This is a genomic window from Flavobacterium sp. Sd200 (genome assembly GCF_009826935.1).
In the GTDB taxonomy this organism is placed as follows: Bacteria; Bacteroidota; Bacteroidia; order Flavobacteriales; family Flavobacteriaceae; genus Flavobacterium.
Genome location: NZ_WUMN01000010.1, coordinates 87,592 through 106,336, shown reverse-complemented (window position 1 = coordinate 106,336; position 18,745 = coordinate 87,592). Strand labels below are relative to the sequence as shown.

The 18,745-nt window shown below is 40.2% G+C and carries 10 protein-coding genes; 3 read left to right on the top strand and 7 right to left on the bottom strand.

Features of this window, described 5'->3' with window-relative positions; genetic code table 11:
* A partial coding sequence (locus tag GR160_RS18220; protein WP_160751334.1) for an S-layer family protein occupies nucleotides 1-7,559 on the bottom strand: 7,559 nt, incomplete at its 3' end.
* 684 nt (nucleotides 7,560-8,243) lie between these two features.
* On the opposite strand from GR160_RS18220, the gene GR160_RS18215 reads away from it, so the two are divergent.
* The gene (locus GR160_RS18215) at nucleotides 8,244-9,080 is read left to right on the top strand and encodes a universal stress protein (protein WP_160751333.1); all 837 of its coding nucleotides are present in this window, start codon (nucleotides 8,244-8,246) and stop codon (nucleotides 9,078-9,080) included.
* A gap of 89 nt (nucleotides 9,081-9,169) precedes the next feature.
* Here GR160_RS18215 and rplI read toward each other — a convergent pair whose 3' ends face one another.
* The 3 genes from rplI to rpsF are packed head-to-tail and all read right to left on the bottom strand — an operon-like array spanning nucleotide 9,170 to nucleotide 10,272.
* Entirely contained in the window at nucleotides 9,170-9,616 is a 447-nt protein-coding gene (gene rplI, locus GR160_RS18210; RefSeq protein ID WP_160751332.1) for a 50S ribosomal protein L9, read from the bottom strand.
* 15 nt (nucleotides 9,617-9,631) lie between these two features.
* On the bottom strand, nucleotides 9,632-9,928 hold the full coding sequence (gene rpsR / locus GR160_RS18205; RefSeq protein WP_160751331.1) for a 30S ribosomal protein S18: 297 nt from the start codon (nucleotides 9,926-9,928) through the stop codon (nucleotides 9,632-9,634).
* Between the two features lie 2 nt (nucleotides 9,929-9,930).
* Complete coding sequence (gene rpsF, locus GR160_RS18200; RefSeq protein ID WP_160751330.1) at nucleotides 9,931-10,272, bottom strand: 30S ribosomal protein S6; 342 nt, start codon at nucleotides 10,270-10,272, stop codon at nucleotides 9,931-9,933.
* Between the two features lie 173 nt (nucleotides 10,273-10,445).
* On the opposite strand from rpsF, the gene GR160_RS18195 reads away from it, so the two are divergent.
* The gene (locus GR160_RS18195; RefSeq protein WP_160751329.1) at nucleotides 10,446-11,144 is read left to right on the top strand and encodes a LytTR family DNA-binding domain-containing protein; all 699 of its coding nucleotides are present in this window, start codon (nucleotides 10,446-10,448) and stop codon (nucleotides 11,142-11,144) included.
* Between the two features lie 96 nt (nucleotides 11,145-11,240).
* On the opposite strand, the gene priA is transcribed toward GR160_RS18195, so the two are convergent.
* Complete coding sequence (gene priA / locus GR160_RS18190; protein ID WP_160751328.1) at nucleotides 11,241-13,694, bottom strand: primosomal protein N'; 2,454 nt, start codon at nucleotides 13,692-13,694, stop codon at nucleotides 11,241-11,243.
* 166 nt (nucleotides 13,695-13,860) lie between these two features.
* Here priA and GR160_RS18185 point away from each other — a divergent pair, with 166 nt between their 5' ends.
* On the top strand, nucleotides 13,861-15,546 hold the full coding sequence (locus tag GR160_RS18185) for a pseudouridine synthase (RefSeq protein WP_370519236.1): 1,686 nt from the start codon (nucleotides 13,861-13,863) through the stop codon (nucleotides 15,544-15,546).
* A gap of 79 nt (nucleotides 15,547-15,625) precedes the next feature.
* Here GR160_RS18185 and GR160_RS18180 read toward each other — a convergent pair whose 3' ends face one another.
* Both GR160_RS18180 and recG read right to left on the bottom strand, forming a co-directional pair.
* Nucleotides 15,626-16,417, bottom strand: a complete 792-nt coding sequence (locus GR160_RS18180; protein ID WP_160751327.1) for a glucose 1-dehydrogenase — start codon at nucleotides 16,415-16,417, stop codon at nucleotides 15,626-15,628.
* Between the two features lie 183 nt (nucleotides 16,418-16,600).
* On the bottom strand, nucleotides 16,601-18,700 hold the full coding sequence (gene recG, locus GR160_RS18175) for an ATP-dependent DNA helicase RecG (protein WP_160751326.1): 2,100 nt from the start codon (nucleotides 18,698-18,700) through the stop codon (nucleotides 16,601-16,603).
* Nucleotides 18,701-18,745 lie beyond the last annotated feature (45 nt).

Below are 18,745 nucleotides of genomic sequence, written 5' to 3'. Positions count from 1 at the left end.
TTGTTAGGTGTACCCACAAAGCTTCCTATGTAGCTGTATGAGGTGCTGCCTGCATTATAACCCGGAACCGAAAGGTTGCCGTTTGGCATACGGATAAGGTAGCCCTTAGCCGATGTAAAGGTAGTAGTTGGAGGAACGATCAGATATTGTTCCACTCCTGCATCTATACCATACTCATAGAAACGGCCTACCGTGGTTTGTGGTGAGAACTCTCCAAGGGTTTGGGTGCCGCTTACAGGTGATGACCACAAAGTATAGTCTAACCTGAATAATGGGTTACTGTTTTTGATAACGGTAACATTACCGGAGTTTTCAGTTGCAGATTCTCCCTGTAAAAGGGCCCCGTTATTTTGTACTAAGAAATCTTCCGGAGTACCATTATTAATTACTGCGTCGGCAGTCAGTGTAGTTCCTGTTGCTACCACAACCTTTTTACCCGTTGTAACAGTAATATTTTTAGCGGTAAATGAACCATTAGTAGCAGTGTTATAATCAGCGTTTATCGCTACATCCTGATTACCGTCTATAACTACAGGAGTGCCGTTAGGGTATTGAGTTGGTACCCAAACCGGGGTTGTATTTCCTGTAGGGATCTCCCATGATACTACTGATGGCTTAGTTATTACTTCTATAACTTCTGAATTACCCGAAGTACAGCTTGTACTTGTTGCGCGCACCCTGTAGTAGTAAGTAGTAAAGTCTTCAAGACCTGTAACCTCTAATAAGTTTGTGCTTGCAGTACGATCCTGGTAGCCTGTAAGAAAATCAGGTATGAAGGATGTAAATGTATGGAGACCAAGATCTGTTGTTTGATCAATAGCGCTGTAAGTAAAACTTGAAACTGTCCACTCAGAGTTTGTTATATTTGTACCTGCTGAAGCAGTCCAGTTTGTATTAGGATCTTTTACTGATGGTTTTCTTATCAATATCCTGTCTACGGTAGCATTGGCCACTCCGGCAACACTCCATCCTGTACCCGGGTCAGATCCTCCTGTACCTACTGCATCAAGCAGGTTGTAAGTGCTTCCGCTGCCGCCATTCCATGCCAAACCAACAGCATCATCTCCGTTATGGTTTAAGCTTGATATGTACCAGTCTGCTCCCGGAACGTCAGCAGAATTATTTGCAACAACAAATACATCTCCGTTGGCAAGAGTTCCGGCAAGCTGGCTTGGGCTGGCACCCGGCCATGCAGCACCATTAGCAGCTACCCAAACACGATAATTTGCAAGGTTTACAGCAGCACCTGTGCCGTTAAATATTTCGATATATTTTTTATTACCACTGCTTCCTTCTCCATATTCAGATATGATAAGGTTAGAAGCCAGTACAGCGGTACCAAATTCTGGGTTAGTACTTACGTCAACTCTATAGCCTGTAGCTCCATCAATAGTTTGCCAGTTCGCTCTAAAGCTATTGTCAGTAACATTCGTTGCCTCCAGAGATAAAAGGGCAGAAAGTGAAGGAGTAATGAACGATTGCTGTGTGCTGTATACCGTTCCTGTACTGCTTGTTGCGTAAGCTTTATAATAATAGGTAGTACAAGGATTTAAAGCGCTAAGGCTTACAGAAAAGTTACCATTTTCGTCTACAGCTGTAGCCGGTAGTATAGTTCCTGTGCCATTAGCAAAGTTGTTGGTAGTACTGTATGCTATACCGTATTCAGTAACTACCGAACAGTTAGCCACATACTGGCCTGCAACAGTAGCAGTAGTATTGGTAATATTGCCTGCAGTTCCTGCGGTAGCAACTGCAGGAGTACTAATACCTGTAGCCGTTGCAGCAATGGTTAGTTGTGCAGCTGTATAAGGGGCCTGAGCAGTAATAACTATATCTCCGTTATAGCTTTGTGCAGCCGTTGGGCTAAATTTAACATATACTGTTTGTGATTCTCCGTTATAGCCTGAAATCGCTAATGTAGGAGTATAAGAACCATTTTCTGTTAGCGAATAACTGTAACCGTTCAATGCTGCAATATCAAGATTAGCATTTGTCATGCCTACACCTGTAAAAGTAATAGAGCCTGTAGCTTCTGCTGTAGTACAAATACTTCCAAATTCAGCATCAACATTTGTTATTGTAAGATACGCTGGGGTTTTAACTTCTATAGTATTAGAACCTTCTGATGTACAGTTAGTATCAAATGCCCTCACTCTATAATAGTATTGGGTGTCAGGTATAAGGTTACTAACAGTATGAGATGTAACGTTACCTAATTCTATGCTCTCAACATCCACTTCGGTAGGATAGAACACCTTAAAGTCGTCAAGGTGAAACCTTTGACCGGCTGTGTTAGCGGCAATCCTTAATTTTGAAGTTGCGGTAGCATTATTGATTGTAACACTATAGGTAACAAATTCTCCTGTAAGATCGAACACACCACCCGCAACAGCACTGTATGATGTTCCGTTAGCCGAATAATAAACGGTTATAACAGGTTGATTGGATGCATCAGAATCTTTAGCCCTAAAGCTAAATGTTACCGTACCACCGTTAGCGGTCAAATCGATAGAAGGAGTGGTTATCTGGCCTGCTGCCGAACCGTTGCTAAGACGTATCAGGCCGTTTTCTCTGTAGATATTGGCTCCGGTCCAGCCAGGTAATGTAGTATATGTGTTAAGGCTGCTGGCAATATTACTGTCTGCTTCTCCTTGTGCCGGAGCTGTAAAACCTGAAAAGTTTTCTGCAAATAACATATTTTCTACAGTACTCCTGAAATTGGGATCAGTGCTAACATCAAGGTAATATCCTGTTGCACCGGCATTAGTCTGCCAGTTTGCTGTAAAACCTGTTTGAATAACATTCGTAGCCTCTAAAGCAACAGGAGCAGCCAGAGAAAGCGTTGTAAATGTTTGCTGAGTACCATAAGTGTAAGCTGTACCGTTATAAGAATAAGCTTTGTAGTAATAAGCTGTACAGGGGTGTAGATCTGCAAGTGCTACAGTATAATTACCATCGGCCATATTACTGCCTTGTACCATTGTGCCTGTACCGTTCTCAAAACCTGTTACTGTACTGTATTCTATACCGTATGTGGCAATAGTAGAACATACGGTTGTAGCGGATGCACTAAGCTGAGCGGAAGTTTGTGTTAAACTTTCAGCCGCTCCTGTAGTAACAATAAAAGGAGTATCAATACCTGTTGCAGTAGCTATATCTATGGTTGCTATTATCCTGGTTTGTCCTGAAGCGGCATCAAAATACGTCAGTGCAATTTCGCCACTCGTTGTATAATCCTGTGCAAGGTTAGGAGCGAACTGTACGTCGATACTTATCTCGTTGCCATTATAGCCCTCAATAATATAAGAACCTGCTGTATATGCACCTCCGCTTAGGCTAAAATTAAATCCGTTGAGAGGTTCATATCCATCATTTACATTAGGAGTAGATGAACTTACTGTAATGTTTGCACCGCTAGGGAAACTCTCAAAATTTTGACCTGTCAAAGTAAATGTGCGGACAGCCGTTGTGCCAACACAAACATCGCCATATTCAAATGGCTGAGTACCGCCTACTATTACTACTGGTACAACAGGTGTAACTTCAAGGGTAAGTGTTTCAGTATCGGTTCCGTAATAACTTTGAGCTGATAAACCAATACTATATGTGCCTACCGGTGTAGTATTTGCAAATGTAATAACACCTGTTTGGGCATCAATTACAGCATCCGCAGGTAGGTTTGTAGCACTATAAGTTATGGTTGGCGATCCGGCTGCGTCTACATCATAACTGCCACCGTTGCCATAAACAAAGGTGTAGTTTAAGTTTGTGTTAGATATTGCCGGAATACTTGGTGCCGGAGCTAAAGATCCGCCAATGCTCAATCCGTAATTTCCTGCGGCAGGTGAGTTAAAGCCCCATCCTCCTGTAGTGGTTTGCCCACTTGCATAATACCTGAATGTTACAGTAGTGCTTGCAGGAAGGTTTTGTAATGCTGCAATTCCTGTCAGGTCAATCTGAGGCATGGTTGTATCTGCAGTCAAAAAGAAAGGAGAACCTATTAATGTAAAGGTTGTTCCGTTAAGGCTATAAGCAAATTGCCCTGATGCACCGGGTGCGGCCCTAAAGGTAGGTGTACCTGCAAAACGGGCATCAATAGTGCTTAGAGAAAGTTGTTGTCCTGTAGCTCCTGAGATCTGGAACTGAAAATAATCGCTATTGTTGGTAGAAATACCATTGTTCTGGAATCCAACAGTTCTAAAAGAGTTACTTCCTGCCGAAGCAACTGCACCTGTTCCGCGGGTTAAGGTTTGAGAAGCGTCAAGCCCGGTAGCATAAATTTCGGCTGTTGATGTGGCAGCATTTGCTTCGCCATTAAAATCCCATGCCAATAGCATTGTAGAAGCAGATGTTGGCTGAATTATAAGGAAACCGTTGTTCAACTCTGTAAAATTGTAATTTGAAGCATTACCTCCTGTTAATGTTATGGCATATGCGCCTGCTGCCGAAGCTGTAGTAGCCGTAGTTGTGATTGCAGGTGCAGTAAAACCTAAAGCATTCGCTTCGGATTCTCCGGCAACAAAACCATCATAAGCAATGGTAAATGCAGGGTTTGCAGCACCCTGAGACTTAAATTTATCCTCGGCAGTAGCTGTAATAGCTTTTTTGGTAATGTTTCCGGTTAAAGGTGTTGATGGTTGCTGTAAACTATAGTTGGCAGCATCTTGACCCGATAGTAAAAGTGTCACGGCAATGCCCTCGGCAGCATTCACATCTACAAATGTTGCGGCAGCATTTACAGTATCGTCATTTACAACACCATTAAAAACAGCACCTGTAACAGTAGCTGTATTTGTGCTGTCATAAGTTTTAGGCGCTATTATAGCTGCACTTACATCGGCAGTAAGTGGGGCAGGGGTAATATCTGCTATATAAGTTTGAGGTGTAATACTATAGTTTGCAGCATGTGTACCGGTAAGGGCAAAAACGGCTGTTACCGATTTATCAATTCCTGCTTCAACACTGTCAAAAGTGCCATTTACAGTATCAGATACCAAAGTAATATTATCTCCGGCTACAGCACCCTCACTGATAGCTGCATTTATTACAGTGGCAACATCGGTACCATCATATACTTTATCCTGGGCAGTAGCAGTTACTGTTACAGGCCTTGCAGTAATAGAAGCACTGACAGTAGTGGCCTGTGCTAAAGTATAGTTAGCAGCATCTGTTCCTGTAAGCAATGTACCAGGCATAACGTCAATATTTGAGGCCACCACCGGGCTTGCAAAAGCACCTGACTGACCATATAGAACTACATCATTACCAAGAATGCCATTTAATGTTCCGTTTATTGTAGCGGCTGTTGTACCGTCATATATTTTGTCCTGGGCTACTGCATCGGTTAAAGTAAGTGTAGCAGGAGTAATGGCACCGTTTATATCTCCCGGTTGTGTAATAGTATAGTTGCCGATATCATCTCCCGAAAGGGTATAGTTAGTACTAACGGTTATGTTCGCAGATGCATCATCCGACGCATACACACCTGTACCGCTGACAAATACCTGATCGCTGCCCACAATTCCGTCTAAAGAACCTGTAACAGTAGCAGTAGTTGTAGTATCATATACTTTAGGCGTTACGGCTGCATTGACAACTATAAGTGCTTTAGGGTTAACCACAAGTTCCTGAGGTACCATTTGGGCAGGATTATAGGCTGAGTCGCCGTTTTGTGAGGCCGTAATGGTTACTGTTCCTGCACCCACTATAGTTACTGTATTGCCTGAAACTGTAGCGATTTCTTCATCAGAGCTCGTAAAAGTTACTTCTAAACCAGAACTGGCTGTTGCATTAAGCGTAAACTGAGGATCGCCATACGTTACCGCATTCAATGCATTAAATGTTATTGTCTGGCTTTGAAGACCTGTGTCGTTTATATTGGCTGTAAGACCCTGTGGCTGTTGCAGCACGTAGTTTGTTACTGCTGTACCTGTAATTTCGTAGCCCGTAACTGTAACAGGTATTGCTACACCCGTGTTAGCAGAAGTAAACTGGGCAACTGCATTTATGGTTACTAATGCAACATCGTCGCCTTCTACAACACCGCTTAGCTCAGCAGTGCCTGTAATGGTTGCACCGGTAGTGCCATCATAGTTCTTATCACTTATAATAATACCTGTTACCGTAATTTCTTTTGGAGTAATTACAGCTGTAAGTCCTTCAGGTTGTTGTGGCAGTGCAATAAAATAATTTGCAGCATTGGCACCTGTAAGGGTGTAACCACCATTTATTTGCACGCTCTGTGTACCCACATTCGTATTAAGTACTCCGGCATCAGCAGTTCCCTGTAGCTGTACTTCATCAGTTCCAACAATGCCTAACAGGCCTGGTAAACCGTTAATGGTAACTGAAGCTGTACCATCATAAACTTTACTTTGTGCAGTTCCACCTGATAATATAAGTGGTTTTTTGGTTCTCGTGTACACTAAAGTTTGAGCAGTGCCATAGCCACCGCCGGCGTTAGAAGCATTAATGTCTATATTATATATTCCTGCTGTTAATGCAGCATCAAAGCTTAGAACGCCAGACGTTGCATTTAATGTAATGCCTGCCGGAAGTGCGCCGCCCTGATAGGTGGCACTGTAGGCATTTGGAGTGTTTGAGGCTGTAATTTGATAGCTGCCTGTTGTTCCATATTCTGAAGAAGCGGTCAACTCGCTGGTAATAACAGGTGGGTTTACAGCTAATGCAACTCCACTTACGCTTACTGTGCGTTGAGTAACGCCACCGCCAACTTTTGCTACTGTAATGACACCTGATTTTGATCCCTCAGTTGTAGGCATAAACTTAACATATATTGTTTTTGCCGCAGTATTATTAGCAAATGTAACACTGTTAGTAAAAGTTCCTGTAGAAGTTTGTGATACACCAAAATGTTCCGGGGCTGTAACAACTATGTTGCCTGTTACGGCACTTGGTGCAAAAATAAAGTTTCGTGTAGTTGCCGAGGTGCTCGCTATATAAGTATCAGGAAATGCAGCTAGCGTAGCATTTGATGGAGAAGTAACGGTACCTATACCTGTAACAACTCCCGATACATTAATATTTCGTGTATTGGCATAGCCACCACCACTTGTGCTAACAGCCTGACGTCTTACACGGATTGTAACCGACTGGCCCGAGTTAACTGTTTGTGTAGTCCCGGTATAAGTAAGGCTACCTACAGAGGTATTACCACTACAGCTTGATGAACTGCCAATTGAAGTCCAGCTACCTGTATAGTTAGTACTTGTAGCAGTATTAACATATTCGAGTCTAAATTGATCTGAACCTGCGCCGCTCCTGTAACCTGCGGCCGAAATACCTGTAATAGTAAAGCTAAAACCGGCTTGAGCGGTTAGGGTCATGGTAACTACCCCTGTAGCCCCGTTAGATGCTGTGCTGCACCCTGTGTTGTTAAGACCGTCATACGTTACGGTAATTCCGGGTGCATCTACTGCCGCACTGTTAAAAGTACGGCTAAGGGAGTAATTAATTTGCCCCCATGAAGCTCCGACCGTAAAAAACATTGCAAGCAAAAAAATGCTGTGCAACCATCTTCGATGTAAGATTTTCTTCATAATTTTTTAAATACTTTTTTTGTTTTTTGTAGTGATTCGTAAACAGGCAAATATTGTGTTTTATAAGTTTAAATAGGTTAGTATTGGTGTTGTGTTTTGGTAATCAGTTTGTTAGTGAGTTATTAGCTAAAAGTTAATTTTATAAATAAAGTGTTAAAATTTAAAAAATAGATTTTGAGATTTATGTCGACTGCAAGTTTTGCTTTTATAATTTTAAAGAGTCTCTTTGTAGTTTTCCTTATGCTAATCAATCTCTGCCGAGGTGTATAACTGCTGAGGTTTACACGATATTTAATTTGTAGATAAGGGAGATTAGAAAGTATATAAATTATACTTTCGCAAATAGTTACACTAAATCTTCTGATTAACAATATATTGATGTATATATCATTTTAAATAAATCATCTTCTGGTTTTATTGAGATAAATTTGCATCATTTAAATTTTTAAATCATAAAACAGTATAATTGGTTTATTAATAGTGTTTTAGGTTTTTTTGAGTATGCTTTCTGTATATTTAAAATGAATTGTATTTATAGTATATAATTTAGTCAGATCTCATTGGTCATAAAACATATATTTTGGCTGCTGTTTTATAAATTTTTTTTGCGGCAGTGTTAACCATAGTATAAAAAAGTAGGAAAATTTACTGTTTTTTTATATCTTTAATTAAACCTTTACAGCCATGAAACAAATACTTTTTACTACCGATTTTTCTGAAGCTGCCCATAACGCTTTTATATATGCGCTTAAATTTGCAGACTCTTTTAATGCTGATCTGATAATACTGCATGTGTATGATTTACCGATTGTAGAAACCCCACCTTTGCCCGAAAGTACATTGGAAATTTTTGACGTAGTGGAAATGAACCAGTTTGAAAGTTTTAGGGATGAATTGCCGGAATTACATACCATTGCTGAGCAAAGAGGTTTAGGGCATGTAAAAATGCGCAACATATTATTGTATGGCGACCTTATCTATAATATTAATAAAGTATGCGAAGATGAAAATGTAGATCTTGTTGTAATGGGTACTAAAGGCGCAACCGGACTTAAAGAGACTTTTATAGGTTCTAAAACGGCATCAGTAATTTCTAATACAAAAATTCCGGTGCTGGCAATTCCTGCTGAAGCCGATTATAAAAAGATTAAAAGTATTGCTTTTACTACTCAATATAAAGATAAAGACAACGATGCACTAAAGCAGGCTCTTGATATTGCAAGTAAGTTTAATGCCACCCTGCATTGCCTTTATATAAAAAATGATGATGACCCGGAAGATATTGAGGAAAGAATAAATGAATGGAAGATATACTATCGCGATGAAAAAATTGATTTTTTCAACATAGCAGGTGATCATATTGAACAGACCATTTTAGATTTTATAGATAACCAACATACAGATATGCTGGTTATGCGAACGCACAGGCGTAGTTTTTTTGAAAGTCTTTTCCATCGTAGTCTAACTAAAAAAATGGCCTATCACAGCAAGGTACCGTTGTTGGTTTTTCATGAAGGATAAATAATGTTCTATGTTTGTTATCAAGAGCTATAAAAAATAATGGCCGGAAGATTTCTTCCGACCACTGTTTTTTTTAGAAAAACTAAATATTAGTTTTCCTGCTCAGCAACGATTTCATAAGGCAGGTCTACGATAACCTCCCTGTGAAGCCTGATGCTTGCAGAGTATTTGCCAGTACGTTTAACAATACCGCTGGTAATATATTTTTTCTCTATAGGTTGTCCTGCTTTTTCAAGAGCTTCAGCAATATCTATGTTGGTTACAGAACCAAATAGTTTTTCGCCACCTGCTTTAGCAGTAATTTTAATTTCTAATGCTTTAAGTGCTTCTGCAGTAGCTTTTGCATCGTTAACGATTTTTTGCTCTTTAAAAGCCTTTTGCTTAAGGTTTTCTGCCAATACTTTTTTAGCAGAAGGAGTTGCCATTTGCGCAAATCCTTGCGGTATTAGGTAGTTACGGCCGTAACCTGCTTTTACAGTTACGATATCATCTTTAAAACCTAAGTTCTGTACGTCTTGTTTAAGTATAAGTTCCATAATCTTGCCTCTTTATTATTTTAGTAAATCAGCCACATATGGCATTAACGCTAAATGACGAGCCCTTTTAACGGCAACAGACACTTTTCTTTGGTATTTTAAAGAAGTACCTGTTAAACGACGAGGAAGGATTTTACCTTGCTCGTTAACAAATTTTAATAAAAAGTCAGGATCTTTATAATCAACATATTTGATACCTGATTTTTTAAAACGGCAGTATTTTTTAATTTTGTTTGTCTCTATATTTAAAGGCGTAAGATATCTGATATCTCCGTCTTTTTTGCCTTTAGCTGACTGCTCTATTGTTGACATAATTAGTTTGCTTTAGATTTTAATTTTTCTCTTCTTCTTTCTGCCCATGCAACAGCATGTTTGTCAAGGCTTACAGTTAAGAAACGCATAACCCTTTCGTCACGGCGGAACTCAGTTTCAAATCCGATAAGTACATCGGCTGGAGCTGTAAATTGGAATAGAGTGTAAAACCCGCTTTTTTTGTTCTGGATCTCATAAGCAAGTTTCTTAAGGCCCCAGTCTTCTTTAGCTACAATAGTAGCACCTTTAGAAGTAAGGTAATCCTCAAACTTACTTACTGTTTCCTTTACCTGAGCTTCAGATAAAACGGGATTCAAAATGAAAACAGTTTCATAGTGATTCATAATAGTAAAATTTATTTTGTTATAAAATTGGGTGCAAATTTAGTTATTTATATTTATTGTGCAATACCTATTTTTGCTTTTTTGTATATCTAAAAAACGATTTTTTCTTTATATTTGTAATCAATCCAACAAAAATACCTTATTACTAAACATTCCAAAAAACTAGAGAACAAATGAAACTTAACTGTGTTGTTGTAGATGATAGCACAATTCAAAGGATCACAATTGCTAAACTGGTTAACGAACATCCTGATCTGACTCTCGTGGGAGATTTTTCTAACGCGTCCGAAACACGAAACTGTATACTGCACAAACCGGTAGATTTACTTTTTCTGGACATAGAAATGCCGGTGCAAAGCGGTTTTGACCTGCTCGATGGCCTTAAAACGCGGCCACAGATCATTTTTGTCTCTTCCAAATCAGATTATGCCCTTAAAGCCTTTGATTATGCCGCTGTAGATTATCTGCACAAACCCGTTACTAAAGACCGTTTTAATAAAGCTGTACAAAAAGCATTTGAAATGCATCAGCTGAAAAAAGATGTGCCTGAAGACGAGGGAGAATTTATTTTTGTAAAAAGCAACCTTAAAAATTTCAAGATCTTTTTGGCTAAGATCAAATGGGTTGAAGCTTTTGGTGATTATATAAAGATCAATACCGACGACGAAACGCATTTAGTGCTCTCTACAATGAAATCTTTTGAAGGCGAGCTCCCGGCCGATAGATTTTTAAGAGTTCATAAATCATACATTATCAATATAGATAAAGTAGAACGTTTTAACAGCAAATTTGCCGAAATAGGGAATACAAAAATTCCACTCAGCAGGAATAAAAAAGAAGACCTTGCAAAAGCCCTAAACAGGCCTCAATAATATTAGTATAAAACTTCTCTGTTTTATATATCTCCCCATATTTTGTGTTCCCTCTCTTTTTAAAAGAGAGAGGGAACCAGGGAAACCCTCCTTTATTTAATAAGGATCTGCATTTACAGTTACTTTTACCGATTTATATTGTGGCACGGCATCAAGGCTGTCCAGTATTTTTTGTATATGGCGTTTAGTTGTACCCAGCGCTGCTCCTAACGGTATCTTTATCATTATAGTTCTGATGTATTCATTGCGTATGCGGCTAACAGCAGGTTCTTCGGGGCCAAGTACGGGTAGGCCGTTAAGCTGTTGCGAAAGTACATTATATAGCCACAAAGCAGCATTTTTAAGTTTTTCGTAGTCTTTGTTTTTAAGTGTTACACGTACCAAACGATAATATGGCGGATATTTAAAATTGTGCCTTTCATAAACCTGTTCTTTAAACATGCCTATGTAGTCGTTATCCGTAACTTGGCGTATAACATTATGCAGCGGATTATAGGTTTGTATAAATACCTTTCCGCGTTCATCACGGCGACCGGCACGTCCTGCAACCTGAACCATCATTTGATAGGCGCGTTCAAAAGCCCTGAAATCAGGCTGATATAGCATATTGTCGGCGTTAAGTATCCCTACCAGCCCTACATTATCAAAATGCAATCCTTTGGCAAGCATTTGTGTGCCCACTAATATATCGATCTCCTTATTTTTAAAAGAGTCTATAATTTTTTCATAGCCGTGTTTGCCCCGCGTAGTATCCTGATCCATGCGCCACGAATTCTTTTCCGGAAAAAGCACTTTCAGTTCCTGCTCAATTTGCTCTGTTCCAAAGCCTTTTGCACTAATATCTGTGCTGTGGCATTTATGGCAATTGTTGGGGCTTGCAATATGATAGCTGCAGTAGTGGCAGCGTAACTGGTTTTTATATTTATAATAGGTAAGGCTTACATCGCATTGTGGGCATTGTGGCACATGGCCACAGGTCATGCATTCTATCCAGGGCGAAAAGCCACGACGGTTCTGGAAAAGAATAACCTGTTTGCCAATAGCCAGTGTTTCGGCTATCTGTTCTATAAGGGTATCGCTAAAATGCCCGGTCATTTGCTTTCGCTTATATTTATCTTTTAAGTCTACAAGCACAATTTCGGGCGGCAGTACACGGCCAAAACGTTCTTTAAGCTCTGCCAATGCATATTTGCCCGATGTAACGTTCATGTAACTCTCCAAACTTGGTGTAGCCGATCCTAATAATACTTTGGCGTTGGTATAGGAAGCCAGTACTATGGCAGCATCGCGGGCATGATATCGTGGGGCAGGGTCCTGTTGCTTGTAGTTTTGCTCATGTTCCTCATCTATGATTATAAGGCCAAGGTTTTGAAACGGAAGAAAAAGAGCCGATCGTGCACCTATAATCACTTGTGCTTTTTCTGATGCCTGTAGTGTTTGCTGCCACGTTTCTATACGTTCATTATTATTGTACTTAGAATGAAAGGCCGCAACCTTATTACCAAAATAGGCTGCAAAGCGTGCTATAAGCTGAGTGGTTAATGCAATTTCGGGCAATAGCAGTAAGGTTTGTTTACCTGTTGCAATGCATTCTTCTATGAGCTTTATATATATTTCAGTTTTGCCGCTTGAAGTTATTCCATGCAGCAAAGTAACGGCATGGGTTTCAAATCCTTTTTTTATGGTTTCAAAAGCCTCCTGCTGTTTTTCGCTAAGGTTGAAACCTGCATTTTCTTTACCCTTAAACTGTATACGGTCTTCTTCCAGAAAATACTCTTCGAATATGTTTTTGTCTACCAACGATTTTATTACGGCTGCCGTTGTGCCAGACGATTCGGTAAGTTTTTTTACTGTAACGGGCTTTTTATCACGTGCCTGTAACTGAAAATAAGAAAGTATAGCCTCACGTTGTTTTTGTGCGCGGCCTAAAAGCTGTAATAATTCATTAAGCTGTTCTTCTTTTAAAAACTCTTCGTGTAAACGTAGGTATTTAATTGTTTTTGGTTTGTATTTTTCGTTTATTTCTTCCTGTAACGAAATGGCATTTTTGCTGATAAGCTTATTTAAAACAGGGAGTATTGTTTTTTTATTGAGTATTGTAGCTACTTCGCCCACTTTTAATGCACTTTGCACCTGTAAGGCTTCATACACCATATATTCTTCGTCGCTAAGATTAGCGGCAACAATATCAAAATCTTTTTTAGAGGTAATAATGGTCTCGCTTTCCAGCAATAGTCCGGATGGCAAGGCTGATCTGTACACTTCGCCCACACTACACATATAATAATCTGCCACCCATTGCCAGTGCTTTAATTGGTTTTGGGTAACAATAGGCGAGTCGTCCAGTATTTGGTGAATGTCTTTAGCAATATACAGTTGGGGTGGGTTTTGATGCAAAGATGCTACCAGGCCTGTATATAACTTGTTTTTGCCAAAAGGAACAGCCACACGCATGCCGGGCTTCAAAAAAGCATATTCTGCCTCGTTCACCGCATAGGTAAAAGTGCGCGGCAGGGCAAGCGGCAGAATCACTTCAATAAAACAAGGCATATACTGGCGTTAATGTTACAAAGATAAAAGTTTTCCTGCAATTGAACAGGGTTCTGCAACAAGCAGTAACAGCATATGTTTAAACAAGTAAGCGTTAAAGTATTTTATATCTGTTAGGTTTAAAGAATATCAATTACTTTCGCATTTTTAAAAACAACTTTATAAAGTGAACAGCGGTCAGGACAGAATTACATATTTTAATGATAGCGATATTGATGGAATAGCCTTGCCTGAACGGTTTACTTTTCCGTTTTTTTATGAGCCTCACCCATTAAGTATAATCGCTGCTACACAGTTGCAGGGTTATTTAGAAAATCATACTTCGCTTGACCATAACTTTGGGTTAGACGATAAACGTGAGGGACTTGTAATAGGCAAGATGTTTGGCATTTTGGTGGTTGAAGATGCCGATGGCAAATTGGGCTATTTATCGGCATTTTCGGGTAAACTTGCCGATTCTAACGACCATCCTAAATTTGTACCTCCTGTTTTTGATATGCTAACGCAGGATAGTTTTTTCCTGAAAGAGCAATATATTCTAAACAGTATTAACGACCAGGTTGAGGCTATAGAGAATGATGAACAATACATCAGGCTTAAGCAGGAAGCAGAGCATTTTACAGCAATATCTGAAAAAGAAATAGCAGAGATTAAAGAACGTTTAAAGCAAAACAAAAGTTACCGGAAAAAGCTAAGACAGGAACAAAAGGCTGTTTTAAATGAAAAGCATTATACACGCCTCGAAGCCTATTTAGTTAAGCATAGCCATAACGATCAGCATCAGTTCAGGTTGCTTTGCAGTTACTGGAGTCAGGAACTTGATAAAATCAGAACGGCGCTGGCTGTTTTTGATGATACTGTTGAAAGATTAAAAAGAGAGCGAAGAGAAAAATCAGCCGCATTGCAACAGCAGCTTTTTGAGCAATATTCTTTTTTGAACATTTACGGTAAACAAAAAAGCCTGTATGATATTTTTAGCGAAACAGTATTTGGCAAACCTCCTGCGGCAGCCGGAGAGTGCGCTACACCTAAGCTACTGCAATATGCCTTTTTAAATGGATTGCAACCGCTTGCAATGGCCGAGTTTTGGTGGGGTTCACCTCCAAAATCTGAGGTGCGCAAGCATAAACAGTTTTACCCGGCATGTACAGGCAAGTGTCAGCCCATACTTAAACACATGTTGGAGGGCATAGAAATGGATCCGAACCCGCTACTAATAAACCAGGGAGAGGGCAAGCAGCTCGAAATTATTTTTGAAGACGACAGCTTTGTTGTAGTAAATAAACCTGCCGAGTTACTTTCGGTTCCCGGCATTGCGGTTTACGATTCGGTTTATTCAAGGCTAAAAGCCAGATATGATGGTATAGAGCCTCTTATAATACACCGCCTGGATATGTCTACATCGGGCATTATGGTTGTTGCCAAGACTAAAGATGCCCACAAAAACATACAAAAGCAATTTATATCAAGAACCGTTACTAAAAGATATACAGCTCTATTGAGCAAAGTTATAAATGGTAACGAAGGAGAAATAAGCCTCCCACTGCGTGGTGACCTGGACAACAGGCCAAGGCAATTGGTATGTTTCGATTTTGGAAAAAGGTCAATTACAAAATGGAAAGTGGTAGAAAGGAATCAAACCACAACTAAAGTGCACTTTTGGCCTTTAACTGGAAGAACCCACCAGTTACGCATGCATTCGGCTCATGAGCTTGGGCTCAATGCACCCATAGTGGGAGACGACCTGTATGGCACCGGTTGGGACAGGCTGTGCCTGCATGCGGCTTATTTACAGTTTATACATCCGGTAACACAACAAACTGTTTCGTTTGAAATTCAGGAAAGTTTTTAGCAGAAGAGCATAAAAGCAAAATCCTGTAGCGAATAGTATTTCGTTACAGGATTTTTTGTTTGATATAACCGTTTAAAATTTACGAATTGCCATAAAGATTAGACTCGCCGCCATCTATAGCAATTGTTTGACCGTTTACGTACTGGCATTCATCACTAAGCAAAAAGGCTACTAAATTTCCCACATCTTTGGGGTCGCCGAGTCTGCGTGTTGGGTTTCTTTGTGCATATTCTTTCTCGGCTGCTTTAGGGTCGGCAGGGTTTACCTGTTTAAAGGCTTCTGCAACCATTGGCGTAAGTATGGCACCCGGTGCTATAGCGTTGGTAAAAATATTGTCTTTACCATATTCTATAGCTGCATTTTTTGTCATGCCCGACACCGCATGCTTACTGGCAACATATGGCATTTGATTGATAACACCCCTGATACCGCCAACCGATGCCACATTTACAATTTTACCACCACCATTTTTTTGCATGACGGGTATAACGTGCTTAAGCCCGTAATAAACACCCATAAGGTTGATGTCTATAACTTTTTTAAATACATTAATATCATATTCCACCAGCGGAGCCTGTTTGCCTTCTATACCGGCATTGTTGTAAAAACCGTCTATGCGGCCAAATTCAGATACTGTTTTGTCAATGTAGTTTATCACAGCCAGCTCATCCGATACGTCTGCTACAACAGTAAGTACCTTAGTTTCGGGTGCAATGGCATTAATTTCTTCTTTGGCTTTTGAAAGTGCTTCTTCATTATAATCTACAATAGAAAGGTTAGCGCCTTTTTCTGCCAAAACTTTACTTGCTGCAAGGCCCAAACCCATTGCAGCACCGGTAACTATAACTGTTTTTCCTTTAAATGTGCTCATGTTTGTAATTGTTTATGTATTAAAATTACAAACAAATAATGGGTTGGTTATTAAGGATCCGTTAATTAACGCTAATCAAAGTTTCTTTTTAAAGCAATGGGATGAGTGCTTCAAAAAGTACAGACTAATGTTAATATTATTGCAGTTTTAGTTTAGCAGCTTTATTAACCTTAAACTTTTGTACTACGATATATAATTCCAGATATTTTTCTTTTTGCCAATTTCTATAAAGGCATTGCGCAGTGCAGCATGCTCGGGTTTCGCCATAGGTGCATCATCTTTCAGTAATTTTATTGCCTGTTCACGGGCAAGGAGCAAGATGTCTTTGTCTTTAACAATATCAGCAATTTGAAGGTTAAGCACGCCGCTTTGCTGTGTACCCATAATATCGCCGGGCCCACGGAGCTTTAAATCTACCTCGGCAATTTCAAAGCCATCGTTAGTGCGGCACATGGTTTCCATGCGCAGTTTGCTGTCGTTGCTTAGTTTGCTGCCTGTCATTAATATACAGTAACTTTGATCTGCACCACGTCCAACACGCCCGCGCAACTGGTGTAGTTGCGAGAGCCCAAAACGTTCGGCACTTTCTATAACCATAACACTGGCGTTGGGCACATTTACACCAACTTCTATTACTGTGGTAGCCACCATAATGTTGGTTTTGTTGGCGGCAAAACGTGCCATTTCGCTGTCTTTCTCGGCAGGCTTCATTTGTCCGTGTACAATGCTCACGCTATATTGCGGCAACGGAAAATCGCGGCTAATACTCTCGTATCCATCCATCAGGTCTTTATAGTCCATTTTTTCGCTTTCCTGAATAAGCGGATACACAATATACACCTGCCTGCCTTTTGCAATTTCATCTTTCAGGAATTTCCAAACCTTTAATCGGTTACTGTCAAACCTGTGTACGGTTTGAATGGGCTTGCGTCCCGGAGGCAATTCGTCTATGACCGATACATCGAGGTCGCCATACAAACTCATGGCAAGCGTGCGCGGAATAGGGGTAGCCGTCATGACCAGCACATGCGGTGGTATGTCGTTCTTTTTCCAAAGTTTACTGCGCTGCTCTACACCAAAACGATGCTGCTCGTCTATAATGGCAAGCCCAAGGTTTTTAAACTGCACTTTATCTTCTAACAAAGCGTGAGTACCTATTATAATGTGCAGCGAACCATCTTCGAGCGCTTCATGAATAACACGCCTCTCGGCAGTTTTGGTAGAGCCTGTAAGTATTTTTATAGTAATGCCTAATGGAGCTGCAAGTTCGCTAAGACCAATAAAATGCTGGTTAGCCAGGATCTCGGTTGGTGCCATTAAGCATGCCTGAAAACCATTGTCAAGTGCCAACAGCATGCTCATTAAGGCCACAATGGTTTTGCCCGAGCCTACATCGCCCTGCAACAGGCGGTTCATTTGGGCGGGCTGCCCCATATCGTTACGAATTTCCTTAAGCACGCGCTTTTGCGCGCCTGTAAGTTCAAACGGAAGATGGTTGTTGTAAAAATCGGTAAAGTAAGTGCCAACACTGCCAAACGGATGTCCTTTTATTTTGTGCTTACGGATAAGGTTTTTGGTAATTAGCTGCAACTGAATAAAGAACAGCTCTTCAAACTTTAGCCTGAACTGAGCCCTTGCAAGTATTTCCTGATTTTTAGGGAAATGAATATTAAACAGTGCAGCATTTTTAGGTATAAGCTGTAGTTCGTTTATCATGCCTGCAGGCAAAGGATCTGAGAATAATGCCTGTGTTTCTATAAACAATTGCTGCATTATTTTGTTTACGACTTTGTTGGTAACGCCACGCTGCGTAAGCTTCTCTGTACTTGGATAAATGGGTTGCATGGCACTGCGAAGGCTGGCTTCGTGCTCTGCAAGCAGTTCCATTTCCGGATGTGCCATATTAAACACACCGTTAAAAGCAGTGCATTTGCCAAAAATTACATAAGGGGTATTGATCTTAATATTTTCACGTATCCATTTTTGACCCTGAAACCAAACCAGTTCCATTTCTCCTGTACCATCGGTAAATGTTGCTACAAGCCGTGCACGTTTATCGCCAACGGTTTTTAGATTTACTACCTTACCAACCACCTGAACCTCAGAATTGCTATTGTAAAGTTCGTTAATTCGGTAATATTTAGTGCGGTCTATATAACGGTTTGGAAATAATTTCAGTAAATCAGCATATTTATGAATACCTAACTCTTTGCGCAACAGGTCGCCGCGTGCAGGCCCTACACCTTTAAGGTATTCTATGGGGGTTTCGAGAAGGTTGTTCATTAATGCAGTTTGTAATCGTTACAGGATTTAAACCTGTATTGTGTG

Bases quoted from the DNA above. Each gene is read 5' to 3' on its own strand.
- GR160_RS18195 (WP_160751329.1), top strand. From the start codon at position 10,446: ATGAAACTTAACTGTGTTGTTGTAGATGATAGCACAATTCAAAGGATC.
- rpsF (WP_160751330.1), bottom strand. From the start codon at position 10,272: ATGAATCACTATGAAACTGTTTTCATTTTGAATCCCGTTTTATCTGAA.
- GR160_RS18180 (WP_160751327.1), bottom strand. From the start codon at position 16,417: ATGAGCACATTTAAAGGAAAAACAGTTATAGTTACCGGTGCTGCAATG.
- rpsR (WP_160751331.1), bottom strand. From the start codon at position 9,928: ATGTCAACAATAGAGCAGTCAGCTAAAGGCAAAAAAGACGGAGATATC.
- recG (WP_160751326.1), bottom strand. From the start codon at position 18,700: ATGAACAACCTTCTCGAAACCCCCATAGAATACCTTAAAGGTGTAGGG.
- GR160_RS18215 (WP_160751333.1), top strand. From the start codon at position 8,244: ATGAAACAAATACTTTTTACTACCGATTTTTCTGAAGCTGCCCATAAC.
- priA (WP_160751328.1), bottom strand. From the start codon at position 13,694: ATGCCTTGTTTTATTGAAGTGATTCTGCCGCTTGCCCTGCCGCGCACT.
- rplI (WP_160751332.1), bottom strand. From the start codon at position 9,616: ATGGAACTTATACTTAAACAAGACGTACAGAACTTAGGTTTTAAAGAT.